The organism is Chryseobacterium sp. ISL-6 (assembly GCF_018613715.1).
GTDB classification, from domain to species: Bacteria; Bacteroidota; Bacteroidia; order Flavobacteriales; family Weeksellaceae; genus Chryseobacterium; species Chryseobacterium paludis.
In genome coordinates this window covers 587,284-607,142 of the sequence record NZ_JAGGPT010000005.1, presented here as the reverse complement: position 1 = coordinate 607,142, position 19,859 = coordinate 587,284, and the positions used below count along the sequence as shown (strand labels likewise).

Annotated in this window: 18 protein-coding genes; 8 read left to right on the top strand and 10 right to left on the bottom strand. The window is 34.4% G+C overall.

Features of this window, described 5'->3' with window-relative positions; all coding sequences use genetic code 11:
* Positions 1–9: 9 nt before the first annotated feature.
* From J7E44_RS10530 to tssO (J7E44_RS10485), 10 genes are all read right to left on the bottom strand, one after another.
* The gene (locus tag J7E44_RS10530; RefSeq protein ID WP_214829108.1) at positions 10–1,689 is read right to left on the bottom strand and encodes a T6SS phospholipase effector Tle1-like catalytic domain-containing protein; all 1,680 of its coding nucleotides are present in this window, start codon (positions 1,687–1,689) and stop codon (positions 10–12) included.
* Between the two features lie 2 nt (positions 1,690–1,691).
* Positions 1,692–3,629 carry a type VI secretion system Vgr family protein gene (locus J7E44_RS10525; protein WP_214829106.1) on the bottom strand — a complete coding sequence of 646 codons (1,938 nt, stop codon included), beginning with the start codon at positions 3,627–3,629 and terminating at the stop codon, positions 1,692–1,694.
* Positions 3,630–3,668: 39 nt separating this feature from the next.
* Positions 3,669–4,538 carry a lytic transglycosylase domain-containing protein gene (locus J7E44_RS10520; RefSeq protein WP_214829104.1) on the bottom strand — a complete coding sequence of 290 codons (870 nt, stop codon included), beginning with the start codon at positions 4,536–4,538 and terminating at the stop codon, positions 3,669–3,671.
* Positions 4,539–4,618: 80 nt separating this feature from the next.
* Entirely contained in the window at positions 4,619–7,114 is a 2,496-nt protein-coding gene (locus J7E44_RS10515) for an ATP-dependent Clp protease ATP-binding subunit (protein WP_214829102.1), read from the bottom strand.
* Between the two features lie 43 nt (positions 7,115–7,157).
* Positions 7,158–7,322, bottom strand: a complete 165-nt coding sequence (locus J7E44_RS10510) for a hypothetical protein (protein ID WP_214829100.1) — start codon at positions 7,320–7,322, stop codon at positions 7,158–7,160.
* A 203-nt stretch (positions 7,323–7,525) separates the two neighbouring features.
* Positions 7,526–7,930 (bottom strand): type VI secretion system tube protein TssD, encoded by a 405-nt coding sequence (gene tssD, locus J7E44_RS10505; protein WP_214829098.1) that lies wholly within the window; start codon positions 7,928–7,930, stop codon positions 7,526–7,528.
* Between the two features lie 324 nt (positions 7,931–8,254).
* Positions 8,255–10,654 carry a type VI secretion system protein TssR domain-containing protein gene (tssR, locus tag J7E44_RS10500; protein ID WP_214829096.1) on the bottom strand — a complete coding sequence of 800 codons (2,400 nt, stop codon included), beginning with the start codon at positions 10,652–10,654 and terminating at the stop codon, positions 8,255–8,257.
* 45 nt (positions 10,655–10,699) lie between these two features.
* Complete coding sequence (locus tag J7E44_RS10495) at positions 10,700–11,611, bottom strand: PKD domain-containing protein (protein WP_214829094.1); 912 nt, start codon at positions 11,609–11,611, stop codon at positions 10,700–10,702.
* 41 nt (positions 11,612–11,652) lie between these two features.
* Positions 11,653–12,174: a type VI secretion system TssO gene (gene tssO / locus J7E44_RS10490; RefSeq protein WP_214829092.1), complete on the bottom strand. Its 522-nt coding sequence runs from the start codon at positions 12,172–12,174 to the stop codon at positions 11,653–11,655.
* Between the two features lie 5 nt (positions 12,175–12,179).
* A complete protein-coding gene (gene tssO, locus J7E44_RS10485; protein ID WP_214829090.1) occupies positions 12,180–12,710 on the bottom strand; it encodes a type VI secretion system TssO in 531 nt (176 codons plus the stop codon).
* A gap of 186 nt (positions 12,711–12,896) precedes the next feature.
* Between tssO (J7E44_RS10485) and J7E44_RS24250 the strand changes: the two genes are divergently transcribed.
* The 8 genes from J7E44_RS24250 to J7E44_RS10445 all read left to right on the top strand — a co-directional run bounded on the left by J7E44_RS24250 (position 12,897) and on the right by J7E44_RS10445 (position 19,847).
* Positions 12,897–13,568, top strand: a complete 672-nt coding sequence (locus tag J7E44_RS24250; RefSeq protein WP_214829088.1) for a LuxR C-terminal-related transcriptional regulator — start codon at positions 12,897–12,899, stop codon at positions 13,566–13,568.
* A 138-nt stretch (positions 13,569–13,706) separates the two neighbouring features.
* Positions 13,707–13,997, top strand: a complete 291-nt coding sequence (locus J7E44_RS10475; RefSeq protein WP_002984212.1) for an HU family DNA-binding protein — start codon at positions 13,707–13,709, stop codon at positions 13,995–13,997.
* 365 nt (positions 13,998–14,362) lie between these two features.
* Positions 14,363–15,922 carry an Rne/Rng family ribonuclease gene (locus tag J7E44_RS10470; RefSeq protein ID WP_214829086.1) on the top strand — a complete coding sequence of 520 codons (1,560 nt, stop codon included), beginning with the start codon at positions 14,363–14,365 and terminating at the stop codon, positions 15,920–15,922.
* Positions 15,923–15,995: 73 nt separating this feature from the next.
* Entirely contained in the window at positions 15,996–16,463 is a 468-nt protein-coding gene (locus tag J7E44_RS10465; protein WP_214829085.1) for an OsmC family protein, read from the top strand.
* Positions 16,464–16,584: 121 nt separating this feature from the next.
* Positions 16,585–17,214: an NUDIX hydrolase gene (locus tag J7E44_RS10460; RefSeq protein WP_214829083.1), complete on the top strand. Its 630-nt coding sequence runs from the start codon at positions 16,585–16,587 to the stop codon at positions 17,212–17,214.
* A gap of 27 nt (positions 17,215–17,241) precedes the next feature.
* Complete coding sequence (locus tag J7E44_RS10455) at positions 17,242–18,048, top strand: lysophospholipid acyltransferase family protein (protein ID WP_089029229.1); 807 nt, start codon at positions 17,242–17,244, stop codon at positions 18,046–18,048.
* Positions 18,049–18,065: 17 nt separating this feature from the next.
* Entirely contained in the window at positions 18,066–18,503 is a 438-nt protein-coding gene (locus J7E44_RS10450; protein WP_214829077.1) for a hypothetical protein, read from the top strand.
* A gap of 6 nt (positions 18,504–18,509) precedes the next feature.
* The gene (locus J7E44_RS10445) at positions 18,510–19,847 is read left to right on the top strand and encodes a UDP-N-acetylmuramate--L-alanine ligase (protein ID WP_214829069.1); all 1,338 of its coding nucleotides are present in this window, start codon (positions 18,510–18,512) and stop codon (positions 19,845–19,847) included.
* The last annotated feature ends 12 nt before the right edge of the window (positions 19,848–19,859 follow it).

Sequence of the window (19,859 nt, the reverse complement as noted above, 5' to 3'; positions counted from 1 at the left end):
AATAATGTTTTATCCATCTTGTATAAATCTTTTTCGGAATTTGGCCTCTAATGCTCCTGTCCTTTTTGGAGCATCATCATTAGGTCTTGTATCAAGACCAATCTGATTAGTTTTCGCAGACCAATGTAGATATTTATTTCTTAGTTTACTAAGATTTTCACTATCGATATGCCTCAAATAAGAAAGTGCTTTAATATCTTTTATATATTGAGATACAGACGGTTTATTTCCAGCCTGATAATTATTAACATATTTATTCCTAACATCATTACAAGCATTCATATATTGTGATAATTGTGAATAGATAGCCTTAAGAAAATCATCCGTAATTGCATGATCTTCGGTTATTCTATTTTCCATATACTTTACTTCATTATTTTTGGAATAATGAAACATTTGGTTTAAAGGAATTTTATCATACTTATTGGAAAGGTTTCTCGTTCCAACAAGACCATAATATTGTGCACCCTTGTTCCACCATCTGTCATAATTGACATCACTTTGGTAGAAATATTTAATCTTTAATTGTTCTTCGTTATACCAGCCTTCTTCTATTAATATTTTTTTAAATGTCTCACATTCTTTATGGGTATTTACATTATCATAAGGGTCATAAGGATCACAATATAGTACAGAAATTTCTTCTCCAATACCATAAGATCCACCAATATCCGAATGAACACCTGGAAGAGTAAATTCTAAGCCATACAGCCCTGTACTATTGATATTCGTAAGGTCAAAATTATCTCTATATTCATCATCAGAAGCAAGTTGTAAGGCAAATTGCACTTTACCGCTACCAATTGCATCCAATCCTAACTGCTCCGTGTCATTACCAATACCAAAACCTCCTCTATGATTCAATCCAAAAGATGCTACAGTATCATACAAACCAGCAAATCTGAATCTTATTTCTTTCACTTCCAACCCTTGTGCTAGAAGACAAGCTCCAAAATAACCATGCTGGCTGATAAATTTATCTTTCGAACCATCTTTATCTTTGATTATCAAATATCCGTCTTTGATATATTCGGGAGGAGAAACCTGTATAACTTTTCTAGAGTTAGTATATATTACCGCAGCATTTGAATTGGCAATATGTACAAAATGCCTTGCAGCAGCAGCTCCTCTACTAAAGCCAAATACATTAACAGTAAGAATATTGATTGGTTTTATGTTGCCTTTTAATTTATCAACGATAGCCTGTGCTCCTTTTAAACAGCCTTTGGTTACTTTTGCTACCACTCCAGTATCTCCAGTCCCCTGTGCTACACCTTTCAGTATACTATCACTTTCTTTGTCCTCAGTTCCTATTCCCTCAATATACCATGACACCTGATTATCTGCACTGGGATCAATGGCATCATAACCTTTTGCTACATTAGTAAATTCATTATTATAGCTATCATCTTTATCACTACTAGCTTCTTTAAAATCTCCCCCAAGACTGGTATTTGTTTTATTATTCTGTGTCCCATCAAAAAAAAGATTCAGACTAATATCTATTGTGTTAATAGGTTTATCATTAGGATTCACTTTCTGAGCTTTATTATAGCTCACTCCTGCTTCATTTCCCTTTTGTTCAACTGATACAGAACTATTATGATCTATGCCTTCTTTAGCATAGGTCAGATAGTTTCCACCTGTTCTCGTAGTGGTTTTACCCTCTACAAAATATTCGATACTCATCGTTAGTGATTTTTAGATTTCTCACCACTATTATTTTGAACTTCTTTTTCAGCGTGATGTTCAACTTTTCCTTCACTATTAACTTCAACTCCTTTTAGGCTTGTCAATTTATGTTCTTTTTCACCATAAACCTCCATATCACCTTTTACATAATGGCTCATTTTTCCAACAACATTCGTTGTAAAATCTGCGCCGGTAGTAACGTATTTCATGGAACCTACACTTTCTGTGTTGTTAAGCACGACAGTATCTGTTTTATTCATTCCAACATTGGTATTCATATTTTCTCCTACGTTAATATTCATATTCTTACAGTTAAACGTCATTGTTTCTGGCGCTGTAATAGTAATATTACTTCCCGTCGTATCTAAATGAATCTTGTTTCCTGATTTATCCGTAATGATGATGCTTTCATCTTCAGTGAAAATTATGCGATGTCCGCTTCTGGTCTGAATAGATTTTACACGGTTATCTACACCACCACCTAAACCAATACCTCCATGGAACATCCCGCCCATCACAAACGGTCTATCCGGATGACTGTGTACAAAGTTGATCATCACCTGATCTCCTACCTCAGGTATGGCTACATAACCTCTGTTTTGAGTGATCTGATCCGTTCCTCCAGCATCAGGAGTCATAACACGGATAAAATGAGTGATATCATTAGTCTGCCAGTCGAACCTCACCTGTACACGACCTTGACCTTCAGGATCGGTATTTGAGATTACGGTAGCGATCTGTGGCTCTGCTTTAGGTATTTTAAAATCCGGTTTTGGTAAAAATCCGGTATCTGAGGCAATTCCATCAAAACTCCCCTGATAATGGCCTATTGTATCTATTTCATGGGTTGTTTCAGTAATCATAATTCTTGTGAAATAATCACTTTCATTCGTGTCGGGCTTACGCATTTGTACATCTACAACACATCCGGGATGTAAAAATGGTACGGTTGTATTTCCAGAAAGTGAAAAAACACTTACAGCCTCACTTCCAGAATAACTCTTTTGGGAGTATTCTACATCAAGGTGCGTTGAAGCTTTTACAGGAGCAACCTGTAATGCTGGAGTTTTAAAGATCTTGTCATTATGAGCATAAGCCGTTTTTGCCAGATCACCTACATGTTGGATAGGCGTTGCAGCTGAAGTAAGTTTTTCATTTTTGCTGCTATTATATCCATAAAACTGAGGTTTGGTATGAACTGCCTTCAGCTCTACTTTAATATCATTTGCATTGCTACCATAGGTAAGTTTAATAGGTTTGTTTTGTGCCGGAAGCTTTCCAAAGTGGAGCACTTCGCCATCATAGTAAAACTGTTCACCATAAGCTTCAGCCATTCTCGCCAGATAGTTATAATGGGTTTCATCATACTGACTACTGTAAATAATCTGCGAATAATCATTGGTATCTACTCTAATATCAAAACGGCTTTTATCGATGCCCTGCTTGATGACCTCTTCAGCGATAATTCCCATATTAACAGGTTGATCGCCGCCAAAGCTTTGGACATGAGGTGCACCATCCAAGAGAATCGTAGGGCTATAACCAGTTAAAACAATATTCCCTAAACTCATTTTTTCCTGACTGAACCCTACTCCGGTAATGATCCCTACGAAAGTTCTTTCGGGGCTGTTTTCTATGTCTTTATAAGAAATAACAGCAGTAAGTCTTTTCCCTAAAAATTTATTAGCTTCCTCCAACGTATGTGTTTGCCGGTTTCCTAATGTATCATGAGCTAAAGTAAGTGTAAACTCATGGTGACGCTGAGCACTCTGCTTTAGCTTAAAGTGCTTATAATAGCTAATTACATTACCTTCAATAACAAGGGATAATTTTACAAGACGATTGATGCCTGTGTGGTGACTATCAGAGACTCCATCTGCATTTTGTGAAGGACGAAAAGAAGGGGTTTGTGGTATATTTGGTGATTCTAATTTCATATTAACTTCATTTGGATTAAACTTTATCGTTTAGCATTTTCATTGGGTAGCTGTTTTATTCCCTCCTTTAATAGAGCGGCTAAGTATCTTATTTTTCTTTAGTAAAAAATCAGGCATTAAATCAATTGGCAGGTAGAATATACTTTCGCCACTTTGCTGAAGTTCCTCCATTATACCAGGGTTCCATGCCAGGATTTTATCAACATCTACATCAAGCTCATCAGCCACAATACTCAGATCGAATCCAGCATTAATATCCGTTTCTGCAAGTGAAACAGTTCCCGAATTTTGTCCAGTCCCATTCTGGAAGACCATATTCATCCTGGAGTTATTGTAATCATTCAATACATTTTGTAATTCACCTGTTGCATAGCAAGCATTTAAATATTTCTTAACATGATTGATCGTTTCCCCAGGTAGATATTTGCTGAAAATATGATATTGTGGAGATCCCGCAGCAGCCATTGCTTTAGAAATATTTCCTTCACCACAATTGTAAGCAGCTACTACTGTAACCCAATTGTTGTATTTTCTATATAGCTTAGCTAATGAAACAACTGCTGTTTTTGTACTTCTATATAAATCTGTACGGCTTTGCTCAGAAAGACCATACTGATTGGCGTGAGCGGTCATAAACTGCCAGACCCCTACTGCTCCAGCTCCTGAAACCTGTCTTCTATCAAACCCTGATTCGATCAACGCCAGATTTCTTAAATGCTTAGGCAGACCTTTTTGAGAAAGTGAATACTCTATAAAATCAACGATCTCTTTGTTTGAGTTAATGATATTTTTATATCTTTTCACACTGTTTTCGGAAGTATCAGAAGCAGAAAGAAATTGCCCATTAACAAAATGAGTGGAGACCACCAATAATAATCCCGTTACAATATGTTTGAAATTAATTTTCATTGTAATATTTAATAATTAAATATATTTTAAGGTAAAACTAAAAATAAAACATTTTTAATTTTACCTTATTTTTTACAGACTTATACTACGTTCCACGTTAATTTGTCTTCTTCACTGTTCCAGTCTACATGAATCGTCTGCCCTGTTTTTACCTCTTCACGAACAATCATTTTTGAAATAGGTCTTGCCAATTGGGCACGAATAACTCCTGAGATCTGTCTTGCACCATATTTACTGCTAAATCCTCCAAGGGCAAGGTTTTTAACAGCCTCATCACTGATTTTAAGTGTCATTCCCAATCTCGTTAATGAAGAATGAAGTGACTTTAACTGGATATTGAAAATTCGTTCGGCAATAGATTCCGTAATAGGTGCAAAAGGAATAATTTCTGTAATCCTTGCTAAAAATTCTGGTCTGAATCTCCCTGAATTAGACATAATCTGCATTAATGCTGAAGATCCGGGAACCTTTCCTTCTTCAAATTGTTTTACAATTTCTTCACTTCCAATATTGGAGGTAAATAGTATTATAGCATTACTGAAATCTCCTTCTTTTCCAAGTTTATCATGTACTTTTCCTTCATCCATAATCTGAAGAAATACATCAAAAACAGAATGATGTGCTTTCTCGATCTCATCAAACAGAACTACAGTATAAGGTTGCTGTCTGATCTTATTGACAAGCATTCCTCCTTCTTCATATCCTACATATCCTGGAGGAGCTCCATATAATAATGCTGCTGAATGTTCTTCTTTAAATTCTGACATATCAAAACGAACCATGGCTTTTTCATCATTAAAAAGAAGTTCAGCCATCGATTTTGCCAATTCTGTTTTTCCTGTTCCTGTAGGTCCCAGTAAAAAGAAAGATCCTATTGGCTGACCTGGTTTGTTAAGTCCGCTTCGGTTCTCAACAATAGCATCGGAAAGTATTTTTAAGGCATGGTCCTGACCTACCACTCTATTCAGTAAAAGCGATTCCATATTCAGAAGTTTTTCTTTTTCCTGAGCCTGGATCTTACCGATCGGAATATTAGTTTTTGCTGCCATCACTGCTGCCAACTCAAGCTTACTTACTCTCTCTCTTTTCTTTGAAGCATGTTCAAGCAGCTCTGTAAATGTATCATCAATGATCTTTTTGATCTGATCAACCGGCATTGAATTATCAATAGCAGGTTGCTCGCTCAAAGAACCCCACAAAATAGGACTGATCTTATCTCTTAATAAATTATAGTTCCAGATCAGCTCGTCAGCCTGATCTTTACTATCCAGATATTCTTCTTTTAAAATTGTTTCATAGATTGTTTTCCAGCTTTCCAGTTCTTTTTCAGAAAGCTCATCAAGCATTTTTATAGCAGCCATTGTTCTGTCTAACAAGTCAATTGCTGCATCGGGTAATTTTTTTCCTTTTGCATATCGTTTCGCCAATCGAACACATTCAGGTATAGCTGTTTTTTCAACTTCAATATTATGATGCTTTTTATATCCATCTAAAAGAACATCGATCATTTTTACACACGTCTTCTCATCAGGTTCATTTACGGTAAGCACTTCAAAACGTCTGTTGAAGGCTTGTTCCGGTTCGATAATTTTTCTATACTCTTCCTGCGTTGTGGCACCGATAACAGTAATCTCGCCTCTTGCCAATTCAGGTTTCAGAAGATTGGCAACATTTCCAATACTCCCTTTAGGATCTAAAAGGGTATGAATTTCATCAATGAACAAAATAGCTTTTTCTATCTTTTTACATTCGTTGATTACTTTTTTCAGGCGGTCTTCAATTTCGCCTTTATATGAAGTTCCCGCAAGCAAAGCTCCGGTATCCAACTCCAAAAGAGTTCCGTTTTTAAGCATTTCAGGAACATTCCCTTTTGTAATTTCAGTAGCAAAACCTTCTACCAAGGCTGTTTTACCAACTCCCGGTTCACCAATTATAATAACATTCGGTTTACTTCTACGGCAAAGAATTTCAACAAGCATTCTTAATTCTTTATCCCTGCCAATGATATTTTCCAGGGTTCCTTTTCTTGCTTGTGCTGTCCGATCCACACAATAATTTTTGATGGACGGAAAAGAGGAATCTGTAAAATCTGATGTATTAGAAAAAAGTGAAGAAATCTCACCATTTTCAGATGTACTGAAAGGCGAATCTTTTCTATATAAATTGAATATCTCATGCTCTCTTAATGGCAAAGATTTCAACTGTTGTAATGAAAATGCAACCTGAGGTTTCACGATAGCTGTAAGTATACAGATGGGGGTAATTTCATCTAAACCTAGTTTCAGCCTTATATCATCTGCTTCCTCTGTAATTAGATCCACATGCTCATCCTGTCTCACTTCGTCAGGAAGATGAGTTGTCTTAGGATAATCTTCAAGACGTACATCCGCCCATTCATAAAAATAACCCGGATCTTTATCAATGTTTTTCAAGAATTCATTGAGTCCGATGTCTTTATGCATTAAAGCTTGCAAAAGATGCGGACCACCATAAGTGGCATTGTAATTTTCTCTTGCTATCGATTGTGCAATATGAAAAAGCTGTTTTACTGTTTCGTTGGTTACTAGTACTCCCATTGATAGTTTTCTTATTAATATATGTTGTTTAGTGTAAATAATTTCAGTGTAAAAAGATAGTCTTTCTTAGAAGAGAATCTCTCTTAAATTTCACCAGCAGCAACTGCATCGGATATCCGTCACTTATATGAAAATCCATCAGAACGTCATCTGTATTCTGTGAAATATTAAAAGATGAACCGTGCATTTTTTCAAGTGTGGTTGACATAACTTTGTGATTGTGGTGAAGTTTAAAGGTAAAAAAAAATATTTAATCTGTTTAAAGTATTACTTTATAAAAATATTATATCTATATTATATCTATTACTATGACTATAGTGAACATGACTATGCATCATCTCAGGCAAAAAAGACTGTCTTTTGATGGACAGTCTTTTTCTTATGAATGTGGATTAAATGTGTCGCTTTTAATTAGCTCATTGGCCATAAACCTTCGAAAGCAGCCAAACCATAATCGATCTTCTCTGCACTTACTACAAAGCTGATCAACATGCTGTTTTCGTCTACTGCATCAAAATCTACTTCATGTTGGATTACATATCCATTCTCCCACTTTAAAGTAATCAGAGTGCCTTCTTCGTGAGACTTATTAAATGTAACTTCTCCTGTTGTTGGTTTATATTTCCCATTTAGCAAGCTTTCAAGGATATCAGATTTATCCGTAGCTTCTACTGTAATTTTGATAAGTGCGTTTGAGGGATCGGATGCTACTCTTCCTGATACATCTGTAGATCTGGAAACACTGTAGTTAAGTTTTAATAACTTTTGACCTTCGCCTCCGTTGAATTTTAAAATTCCTCTTGAATTTGCTGCCATTATTGTAAATTTTTTATCGTTAATAGTATTTTGTGACTCAGTGATTGTGAAACAAAGATAACATCCTTATTCCTTTCTTAAAAGCTTTTAAATGCAATTTTTATTTTTTGTAGTAGTTCTACGATTCAATGTTTTAATTATATGATAAAAGACCTGTCAAAATATTCAAATATGCCTCATATGAATAGTTTAAAGCAACTTAAAAATTTTTAATACCAGGAAACATTTTAAGTCAAATTACGAAATATAAGCCTCTAATTTCCTTTAAATTAAACATAAAAAAGGGCGGAAATAAATTTCCGCCCTTTTACCTATCGTGAGTGATTAATGTTTAGTATATTCCGGTTCTTCCACAGGAAGCATCGTCGGCATGAAATATTCGTTCAGCCAATAGAATGTTTGTCCATTTTGCTGAATCTTAACCGCCGGATTATTTCTATGCGTTAGTAATCTTTCTGACAAATTTTTATAATTCAGAAAATATTTTCTTACCGTCTCATTTAAAACAATCTTAGACTTTTTCCATCCTTTAAGTTTGTATTTAGACATTAACTCTTCATCTGAGTTATCAAAACCTGTAGTCAATCCCACAGCATAAGACATTGGCTGCTCATACAGATCACCTTTATCTAAAAATCTCGTCGTTGGATTATACTTTTTGAGAAGTCGAACATATTCTTTAACTGCTTTAGACTGATTAAAATCTAATCTTTCAGCACCTGTTTTCTCATAAACTTCTTTATAAAAAGACTTAAGATTATCATATTCCGTTTCAGAAATCAAAATACCTTTTTCAAGGCCAGGCTGATAATCTTTTAACTCTTTGGGAATATAACCTTTCACTAAGAACGGACTTCCATAATTGATCAACTGTGCAGCAATTCCTGCAGGAACAGGATTCGTAAGTCCCGTGTATAAGTATTTATATTTTGCATCTACATCTGTTTTTCCAGCTCCTACTGAAGAATGGAAGTATTCATTCAGAGAGTGGTCGATTGTTGAATTGTCAAGCGTTACCTGAGAAATTAAACTGTCAACAGATTTTTTCAAATATCCAGGAGCTGCAATATCACCCTTTTTAGGGAAAATTACAAATCCTTGTGACATACTTTGCTTTGGATAATCCAGAGAGAAGAAACCTTCGTCTCCTTCAATAAGACTAAAGTTATTTTTGGTTAAAACATCACTCTGGTTAATGATCTTTTGTTTTTTAAGTTCAGCAATATTTTTTGCAGTATTCGCAACAATATTTTCTCCGAGCAATACAAAATCATTATAGGTATCAGAAGATCTGGCACTTGTCTGGAACATAATCAACCTTGCCTGCGCTTGCGTAAGAGAGTTAATCACACCAAACATATTTCCACTCTGATTAGCAGATGTACCAACTGTAATTACAAGGTTGGTCTCATCAGGAACTGAAGAAAGAAGATCTCCCGCCGCTATTAAACCTTCACTAACTGGTTGATATCCACTATTAGTCGGACAATTCATTTCATTAGACTTTTGATCTATGAATGTTGTTATTTTACTGTAATCCTGACTTAGATTAGATACAGCTACATTATCACCACATGTATTGTTTTTATATAGAACAACACCATATTTTACTGCATTGAAATAAGAAGGTTTTTCAAATCTCAGCTGTAAATCCTGTAATAAAGACTTCACAATAGGTGCATACGGAGTATTTGGTCCGCTGATATCTAATACAAATACAATATTTATTCTTTTATTTCTCTCGGTAATCTCTCGGTAACGATCAAAATAGATAGGCTCACCAAGTACATTGAAAACATAATTTTTACTGTAATCTAAAATATTAGTGAAATATTTAGTCTTCGAATCTGGAGTCGGAGTATCTTTTAATGCAAGTTTAACAGGGTAAATATTTTCAAGCGGTGTTCTTTTATTAACATCTGTTAAAAGAACTGCTGTTCTGTTTATTCCATCACTCCCACCAGGAGCGCCTTCGTGTAATCCTAAAGCAGTCTCTTTAACTTCTGTTGTATTTTTCATTTTTACCGCAGAACGCTCACCCCACGCTGAAATCACGTTTGAACTTACCCAGCCGTATAAACTTGTGCTGATACTGTCAATATCAATATTTGGCCTTTTTCCGACCAAAAATCTCTTATTATTCTCTGCTTGTTTATAGACATATACGATCTGCCCATTAGGAATTTTCACATTAGCATTTTCAATTAAACTAGGAGAATTGAAAACCATAATGGAATCATTTTTATAGTATCTTTCAGCACTTCTGATTACATCACTATTACTAGGAACTACTGCCACCCTTACCGGATAACCCGTTTTCTCATCTTTTAGTGAGCTGTTCCAAAGCAGAAGTTCGGATTCGGGAATCCAACCGTAGGTTTTAATAGATTTTGATGAGATTTTTTTCATTAAAGCATCAGGAACATATTCCGCTACTTTTACCATTCCATCTCTATGTTTTAGAACCATTAGAGGCTCTAAAAATTTAACTTCTTTATATGATTTTTCATCATTCTTATCAAGATACGCCGTATTTCTGGATCGATCTGAAATGGCAATCCAAGGAGCTGACTTTTTCGGATAGCCATTAATTACTGAGGCATTATCAATTTGCCCGTATTGTGCCGGTTCAGGAGTTTTTTTTGATGGTAATTTTACTTGACAACTTATAAGTAAAACTGAAACTCCAATATAATATGCTGCTAGAGGAAATTTATTTCTCATCCTAATTTTCTTTTATGATTTGGTGTTCCCAATAAAGGGTTATAATTATTTACTTTGGTTGATATCAACTTTGGTTACGCAGTTCTGTGTATCATCAAAATTAACTTTTACAGTTTGAATAATGGTATTCTTGTCAAACTGAAGTCCCGCACAGTACATGTAGAAGTTGTTCGCTTTACTATCATTTACTTTCACTACTGTATTTTCGTTATTACAAAGATATTTTTGAAGTAAATAATTATAGTGTGAATTGAAGTTGCTTCCATTTGCAATTTGCTGCAAATGTCTTTTAAAGTCATCATCGATCTTGGCATAAGCATCTTCTACACTTACTTCTCCATCTTCTAACTCATCGTAATAAGGAAGAATTTTGATATGGTGAATAACAGGTTCCAGACTTTGATTAGTGTACAATGTAACGATATAATCACCCGGTTGTTTATAAGAATAAATTGCCAGTTTATCTCTGGAATCAGTATTTTGAGTCTCACCAAATTTCCAGCTAAACTCCTTTGCATCTGAAATTGCTCTAAACTGCACATTCTCATGCTGCATTGCCTGAGATGGAGCTTCTATTGTTGTTTTAACCATCGCCGTATCTTTTGCTTTCTGAATTGCTCTCGCAGAAACTAATACGGGAAAGGATTTGGAGTATTTATTATCAATAATAAGCGTTACCGGATAATATCCCGGTTTGCTGTAAAAATGGAAACCACTGCTTTTTTCTGAAGTTTGACCATCTCCAAAGTTCCATTTTTTACTTTTGGCAAATTGTGTCGTATCCTCAAATACCAGTGTGTCTCCTACGCTTAAAGTAGATGGATAAACACTTCCTACAATATCATCTGCAGAATGAATGATTTTCTTCTGCAGCCATAATGCAACAAGAGCCGCAATTAGCAATGTCGCGACAACACCGATAATAATGTTCTTTTTGTTCTTTTCAAAATAATTCATAGTTATAATTGTGATGTGATTTGTGAATAATAATTTTTGATTTACTGGCTTCTTGCTTTTAATGCATTTTCCCGTTGAAATACCCGATCTTTTTTGTCTTTAAGACCGATCATGCATTCCTGATATTTTTTTTCAAAGAGTTTAATATCCTCAGATGTAGTGGAAATAATCTTTTTGTCATCAAAGTACATTTTGTAAAACAGAGAAATCTGGGAATAGGATTCTTTCCTGATATCAATAAAATCATTGCCAAAAACGTTATCAATATCCAGAATTCCCGTCTGGATATCGTTTTCAACAAATGGTTCAGTGGTTTCATCCTTAAGTCGGGTTATTTTAACGAATGTACTATCCAGTAATTTTAAGGTAACCTTTTGCTGTTGATCAAACTTTGCTTTTTGTTCAAGCTTTTGAATTGAAATAATATCGTCTTCCGAAAAAGGTGATTTAAACCTCTTCAAAAAGATGATTCCAAGAAATATAAGTGCCGCTAAAAGCATTAAAATCAAATAGAAAAATTGATACTGCTTTTCTTTTTTGGATAATGTAATCTGTCCTTGCATAACTATTATCTTTTTCTTCTACTTCCAGTGAACTTTCTGGTAGGATCTTCTTTCAGTATATTTTCCACATGCCCTACCTTACCTGTACAGCTGTTCAGGTCTCTTATGGCAATCCTTTTATGATTGGAAACATCTACAATGTGGTTTTTCAAAGCAAGCATACTACCTATTTGCTTCATTAGAATAGCATACTGTTTAAAGTTGTCAATGCTATCTTTTTTCATGATGTTTTTAACATCATTTATGTTATCAATAATATTTCTTCTTAGAAGAATATCATTTTCGGCTCTGTTAAGCATACCCATTCTACTGTAGATCGTATCCACCTGAACTCTGAGTATATCACTACGACCCAATAATTCGTTGTAGGCTTCGGCATCTCGACTCACGCCCTCTGTTTGTTCATCGTAACTCTTAAAAAAGAAAAATACGCTGGTGAATGAAACAGCGGCTAGGACAACAAAAGATAGAGCAAATTTCCAAATGCCTACTCTGACGTCCGACTTATTTAATTTTTTCTCTCTATTTGAAGACATAAATTGTGATTTGTTTTGGGTCTGTGAAAGTATAAAAAAAAAAATTCCTGCACAATATCTAACTTTTCCGTGATATACCCACCAATTTCTCATTTAAATTAAGATTAATTTTAACTTTCATAAGTTTTTCTTAATTTAGGCCTCTAAATTTAATTATCATAGGCCAAATCGATATTAAATATTAAAGTGAATAAAATTTTATCTAATACCGTGAGATTTTCAATAGCTGACAGTGATTTTTATTTTAAAAAAATACTTGTCAAAACACTTTTGGAAAATCCGTTTTACATGCTTCTTAATGATTGTAATAACGGGCACGAACTTGTAAACAGAATCTACAGAAGACAAGAAGATGTCTTTATTATTGAGCTTTTCATGCCCATATTGAGTGGAATTGAAGCTATAAAATACATCAGAAAAAGTAATACTGAAACGCCTATCATTACCTATTCCGGGACCTATCAGGAAGATATGGCTGAAATACTTTCTAAAATCCCAAACCTTTATTATTGCGAGAAAAAAAGTAACGTAATAAGGGATATCATTAAAGGACAGGTTACTTCAAATACGTTCAATTACGAAGCGTATTCCAAAGAATGGGAACAGCAACCTCTTGCTGTAATGGAATACATGGACAGACAGAAAAAGAGCCAGGAAGAGCTTTCTCCTACCGAGATACAATTGATGAAATTCTGCTACGAAGGCTTTAGTAATAAGGAAATTGGTGAGAAACTTAATCTAAGTACGAGAACCATTGACACCTATATTAACAGGCTAACAGAGAAGCTTGGATTAAAAACCAAACTGCATCTGATCCGATTTTGTGTAGAAAACGGATATTATAATTCCAGCATGTAAAAACATCTTAACGTAATATTCATATAGAGTAAATACAAAAACCTCAACCGTTTATCGAAATTTTTTTGCCACTAATTTGCTAGTATTCAATTTTTTTAACTAAATTTGCACACCTAAAATTTAAAATTAAAAAAGGAAATGACAAAGGCAGAATTGGTAAACACCATCTCAAATAAGTTGGGAACAGAAAAGAATGAAACACAGAAAGTTGTAGAAGCTTTTATGCAGGAGATCAGGACTTCTATGTATAATGGAGATAACGTTTATCTAAGAGGTTTTGGTTCTTTTATAATTAAAACAAGGGCTGCTAAAACAGGACGAAACATTTCTAAGAACACTGCAATTGAGATCCCTGCTCATAATATTCCTGCTTTCAAACCATCAAAATCTTTTGTTGAGAAAGTAAAGACTAAAGTTGCAGTAAAATAAAAATTAACTGAATATTAACTAGTTACTAAAAAATTTAAAATTATGCCAAGCGGAAAGAAAAGAAAAAGACACAAGGTTGCAACTCACAAAAGAAAGAAAAGAAGAAGAGCGAACAGACATAAGAAAAAATAATCTCTTTTTTCGAGATTCATAATATATTAATATAGTTGGTGTTTTTAATTTTTTAATTTACACCGACTATATTTTTATTTGTAACTATAGGATTCCCAAGGAATCAGGATTGGTTTTATTTATTGAAATAAATAGCATAACTTTAAATACTAATTCTTAAATTTAAAAATGAATTTATTTACAAAACACCATGCCTATTCCCTATAATCTTAACAATTTTATCTTATAACAAAATGAAGAAAGAACTAATAGTTTCGCATGAGGATGAACTTACAAAGATTGCATTACTGGAAGACGGAAGACTATGTGAACTTCATGAGGAAGAGGACAAAAGTGATTTTATAGTTGGAGACTTATTTATAGGAAAAGTAAAAAAACTGGCACCTAATCTTAATGCCGCATTCGTAAATATCGGTTATGATAAAGATGCTTTTTTGCATTATCAGGATTTAGGTCCACAATATCTTACGTATAAAAAGTTTTTAAAAGATACTATTTCTAAAAAGCAAAGCACTTCAAGCTTAAAAAATTTCGAGATACAGCCCGAAATAGACAAAAACGGAACGGTAGAGAAAGTCATTGCTAAAGATGACATTGTTCTGCTACAAATTACCAAAGAACCTATCTCTACTAAAGGGCCCAGAATTTCTACCCAGATTTCCCTAACAGGGCGTTTTTTGGTTTTAATACCTTTTGACAATAAAGTTTCCATTTCTAAAAAAATCAGAAGTTTTGAGGAAAAGGAAAGATTGCGGACTCTTATTGAAAGTATCAAACCTGAAGGATTTGGTGTTATTATAAGAACCGTTGCAGAAGGAAAGAAAGTTGCAGACCTTCACAACGATATGAATCAGCTGATTCAGAAATGGGAAGGCACTTTTAAAAATATTCAAAAAAATAAAGTTCCATCTAAGGTCTTAAGCGAAGAAGATAAAGCTTCATCTATTTTAAGGGACAATTTCAATCAGGATTTCGTAAGCATCATTTGTGACGATGAACAGATGGTAGAGGAAATGAAAAACTATGTAGAGGTAATTGCTCCTGAAAGAAAAAATATTGTCCAGTTTTACGATTCTCACATTCCTCTTCTGGAATATTACAATGTTGAAAAACAGCTTAAACAAAGCTTTGGAAAACACGTCAACATTCCAAGTTCTAAGGGAGCTTACCTTGTTATTGAACATACGGAAGCTTTACACGTAGTCGACGTGAATTCCGGAAATAATATTACTACCGGAAATGCAGCCAATAAAGAACACGCTCTCAACGTGAATAAAATGGCAGCAACAGAAATTGCAAGACAATTACGTCTTCGTGATATGGGCGGAATTATCGTAATCGATTTCATCGACATGCCAAACGCCGATCACAGAAGAGATTTGTATGAACATCTGAAAGAAGAAATGAAGCGCGACAAAGCTCGCCACAAAATCTTACCTCCAAGTAAATTTGGATTGATACAGATTACCAGACAGAGAAATCGTCCGGAAAAACAAATCGAAACCAAAGAAGAAAACCCTAATAAAGACGGAGAAATAATAGCTCCTATTGTTATTGTGGAAAGGATGGAAGAAACCATCAGAAATATTATGCAAAAGGATAAAGGGAAACTTTATCTGCATGTACACCCATTCGTAGAAGCTTACCTTACTAAAGGTATTAAAAGCATCCAGATGAAATGGTTTGTAAAATATAAAAAATGGGTAACCATCGTCCCAAGGGATTCTTTTAAGTACTTAGAATACAAAATTTACAATTCTAAAAAAGAAGAAGTATCAGGATATTCTAATTAATACGAAATTATAGCCTCTAGTTTTCTAGGGGCTTTTTTATTTTTAAATTAGCAAAACCACTAAAAAATAGTCTATGAAAGAGCATCACTACACAGCCACCATCCAATGGACAGGAAACAAAGGAACAGGCACGAGCAATTATCGTAGCTATGAAAGAAGTCATACTATTTCAATAGCCAACAAAACAATCATCGAAGGATCTTCTGACCCTGCATTTCGGGGAGATAAGACCAAGCATAACCCTGAGGATATGCTTTTATCGTCTATATCTTCGTGTCATATGCTCTGGTATCTGCATTTTTGTTCTGAGGCAGGAATCATTGTAACAGATTATATGGATAATGCAACCGGAATTATGGAGGAAACAGCGAACGGCAGTGGTCGTTTTAAAGAAGTTATATTAAATCCTGCAGTGATTATTACGGCGGAATCAATGATAGAAAAAGCAAAACAACTTCACGAAAAGGCACATGAATTTTGTTTTATTGCCAACTCTGTCAACTTCGAAGTAAAACATGTTCCAACTGTGTCGGTTAAATAAAATTTATGATAGCCACAGCATAAGCAAATCATAAACCTATATGCTAAAATAAGCTTAAAACAATGGTTAATTAATGTTAATGGCTATTCTTTTCTTCAAGATATATTGCTAAATTTGAGCTATGGAAAGTTTTGGAAAAGATTTATTAAGAAAAATTAAAAATGTAGAGCTACCTGGAGAGCATGCTCATGGGGTATTTTCCATACCCTCACGTCCTATTTTCAACCACGATGAAATCTTAAAAAAGAATCCAAAATTTGCCGCAGTAAATATTGTTTTATATTTAAAAGATGATGAATGGTATTTCCCATTAATTCAAAGAACTGTAAACGAACATGACAGACACAGCGGGCAGATATCTTTGCCTGGTGGAAAACGAGAAGAAATGGATAGAGATTTTGCTGAAACAGCAGTTCGTGAAACCTCGGAAGAAATAGGAATTGATAAACATTATGTAAGAGTTATAAGAGAGATATCACCTATTTATATTCCACCAAGCAACTTTTACGTTTACACTTACATCTCATATACCAAAAAGAACCCTGTTTTCATTTTACAGCAAAGTGAAGCTGTAGAAACGATCGAATTTCCCATCACTTCTTTTTTAAATCTTCCGGATCAACCAGAAATTATGGCTTTGGACAGCGCTGGTGGACAAGAAGTTCCGGTGATCAATTTTAATGGATACATTATTTGGGGCGCTACAGCAATGATATTAAGTGAATTCAGTCAGTTACTGAAAAAAATGTAACTTTGCACTACCGTGTTTAATTGAGAGATGGCGAAGAAAAATATTTTCACCGATGCATTCGGAACACCTTACTTTTTGAAAAGGTTAATTATTTTTATTTTAGGATTTGTATCTTATAGAAGATTCAATGGTTTTAATAAACTAAAGATAACGGGTACTGAACACCTTGTGGATCTTCCTGATTCTAATGTGTTATTTGTATCCAACCATCAGACCTATTTTGCAGATGTAGCAGCAATGTATCACGCATTTTGTGCTGTAAACAATGGTTATTTAAACACTATTAAAAATCCGATCTATCTGCTTAATCCGAAGATCGATTTTTACTATGTAGCAGCAGAAGAGACCATGAATAAAGGTATTCTTCCTAAGATTTTTAAAATAGCCGGAGCTGTAACTGTAAAAAGAACATGGAGAGCTGAGGGGAAAAATGTAAACAGAATGGTAGACCTTACAGAGGTTGATAATATAATGAAAGCTTTGGATAATGGTTGGGTAGCTACTTTCCCTCAAGGTACTACATCTGCTTTTGCTCAGGGACGAAGAGGTACTGCCAAGTTGGTAAAAAACCAGCGTCCGATTGTAATTCCTATTAAGATCAATGGCTTTAGAAGAGCATTTGATAAAAAAGGACTACGTGTAAAAGTAACAGGTGTAAAACCAACTATGGAATTTAAAGCACCGCTTGATATCGATTATGATAAAGAAAATGCCCACCAGATTCTTTTAAAAATCATGACAGCTATTGAACAAACGGAGGATTTTAATTTACTGCACCAATATGATGAAGAATTAAAAGCTAAAAAATTGGAACAAAAGGATTCAGATAATTAAAAAAAGGCAAATTAAATATGAAAAGGATAATAGGGATCTTATTCACAATCATAGTATTAGTTTCATGTAACAGTCAAAAAGTATATTCGGATTTCGATATAAGCTATTCTAAAAGCGGAGGATATGCTCCTGTCTATGAAAACTTGCTTATTAAAGATAATACAGCACATTATTCTTTTGAGGGTGAAGGAAAAAAGATCAAACAGGATTTTAAGGTTTCAAATGAGGACTTAAAAAAACTTGATAACGTTCTTTCTCAAAATAATTTTAGAAGAATACAGGAAGATCACAAAAAATTATACGATGCTGTGACAACTTCTATTAATATAAAAAAAGGTCCTAACGAAGGAAGCAGAACAGATGCAAGTCTTATTATGCCAAATTTTAAGACCAATTGGATAAACATTACCAATGCTTTCCAGGAAATCATTAATAACAACGTTAAAAAACAATAAGTAAAGTTGAAGACCCATTTCATTGCTATAGGCGGAAGTGCCATGCATAATCTTGCTATTGCATTAAAAGATAAAGGATATCAGGTGACAGGTTCAGATGATGCTATATTTGAACCCTCAAAATCAAGACTTGAAAATAAAGGAATTCTTCCCCAGGAGATGGGCTGGTTTCCTGAAAAAATCACTTCTGATATTGATGCCATCATTTTAGGAATGCATGCTCATCAGGATAACCCTGAATTAGCAAAAGCAAAAGAATTGGGTTTAAAAATATATTCATATCCTGAATTCCTTTACGAGCAGTCAAGAAATAAAACCCGCGTCGTTATTGCCGGATCACATGGAAAAACGACAATTACTTCAATGATTCTTCACGTTCTAAATTTCCATCAGAAAGAGGTAGATTTTATGGTAGGAGCACAATTGGAAGGTTTTGACTGTATGGTAAAATTAACTCAAGACAATGACTTTATGGTATTGGAAGGGGACGAATACCTTTCCTCTCCTATTGATCTTCGTTCCAAATTCTTGTTATATCAGCCTAATATTGCTCTATTAAGTGGAATTGCATGGGATCATATCAATGTTTTCAAAACATTCGATGATTATATAGAACAGTTTAGAAAATTCGTAGCAAGCATAACTCCTGGTGGTGTTTTAGTGTACAATGAGGAAGATCCAGAAGTAGTAAAAGTCGTTGAAAATGCAGAGAATTTTTTCAGAAAAATACCTTATAAAACTCCAGAATATGAAATCAGCAATGGTAAAGTTTTACTAAAAACTGAAATGGGTGATATCCCTCTTTCTGTTTTTGGAGCACACAATCTATTGAATATGGAGGGTGCAAGAAACATCTGCCGACAACTGGGTATAATGGATGAGGATTTTTATGAAGCAATTATGAGCTTTAAAGGAGCTTCTAAACGTCTTGAAAAAGTAGAAAGAGCAGATAAAGCTACTCTTTATAAGGATTTTGCACATGCTCCGAGCAAAGTAAAAGCGGCTGTAAAAGCCTTTAATGAACAATTTAGGAAAGATAAGAAATATGGCTTCTTGGAGCTTCATACTTATTCAAGCTTAAACCCTGCTTTTCTGGAGCAATACGACCATGCAATGGATGGTTTGGATGAAGCTATAGTCTTCTATTCTGAAGATGCTTTAAAGATCAAAAGAATGGACCCTATCTCACCGGACCTGATCAAGGAAAAATTTAAAAACGACCATTTAAAGGTCTTTACCAATGCTGAAGAGCTTCACGCCTACTGGGATCTCTTAGATAAGACCCAAGGTGTTTTCCTGATGATGAGCTCAGGTAACTTTGGTGGTTTAGATTTAACGAAATAATAAAAAACTCCT

Coding starts and splice junctions, on each gene's coding strand:
- J7E44_RS10450 (WP_214829077.1), top strand. CDS start 18,066: ATGAAAAGGATAATAGGGATCTTATTCACAATCATAGTATTAGTTTCA.
- tssO (WP_214829092.1), bottom strand. CDS start 12,174: ATGCAAGGACAGATTACATTATCCAAAAAAGAAAAGCAGTATCAATTT.
- J7E44_RS10530 (WP_214829108.1), bottom strand. CDS start 1,689: ATGAGTATCGAATATTTTGTAGAGGGTAAAACCACTACGAGAACAGGT.
- J7E44_RS10520 (WP_214829104.1), bottom strand. CDS start 4,538: ATGAAAATTAATTTCAAACATATTGTAACGGGATTATTATTGGTGGTC.
- J7E44_RS10515 (WP_214829102.1), bottom strand. CDS start 7,114: ATGGGAGTACTAGTAACCAACGAAACAGTAAAACAGCTTTTTCATATT.
- J7E44_RS10455 (WP_089029229.1), top strand. CDS start 17,242: ATGGCGAAGAAAAATATTTTCACCGATGCATTCGGAACACCTTACTTT.
- tssD (WP_214829098.1), bottom strand. CDS start 7,930: ATGGCAGCAAATTCAAGAGGAATTTTAAAATTCAACGGAGGCGAAGGT.
- J7E44_RS10475 (WP_002984212.1), top strand. CDS start 13,707: ATGACAAAGGCAGAATTGGTAAACACCATCTCAAATAAGTTGGGAACA.
- J7E44_RS10510 (WP_214829100.1), bottom strand. CDS start 7,322: ATGTCAACCACACTTGAAAAAATGCACGGTTCATCTTTTAATATTTCA.
- J7E44_RS10495 (WP_214829094.1), bottom strand. CDS start 11,611: ATGAATTATTTTGAAAAGAACAAAAAGAACATTATTATCGGTGTTGTC.
- J7E44_RS10525 (WP_214829106.1), bottom strand. CDS start 3,629: ATGAAATTAGAATCACCAAATATACCACAAACCCCTTCTTTTCGTCCT.
- J7E44_RS10465 (WP_214829085.1), top strand. CDS start 15,996: ATGAAAGAGCATCACTACACAGCCACCATCCAATGGACAGGAAACAAA.
- tssR (WP_214829096.1), bottom strand. CDS start 10,654: ATGAGAAATAAATTTCCTCTAGCAGCATATTATATTGGAGTTTCAGTT.
- J7E44_RS10470 (WP_214829086.1), top strand. CDS start 14,363: ATGAAGAAAGAACTAATAGTTTCGCATGAGGATGAACTTACAAAGATT.
- J7E44_RS10460 (WP_214829083.1), top strand. CDS start 16,585: ATGGAAAGTTTTGGAAAAGATTTATTAAGAAAAATTAAAAATGTAGAG.
- tssO (WP_214829090.1), bottom strand. CDS start 12,710: ATGTCTTCAAATAGAGAGAAAAAATTAAATAAGTCGGACGTCAGAGTA.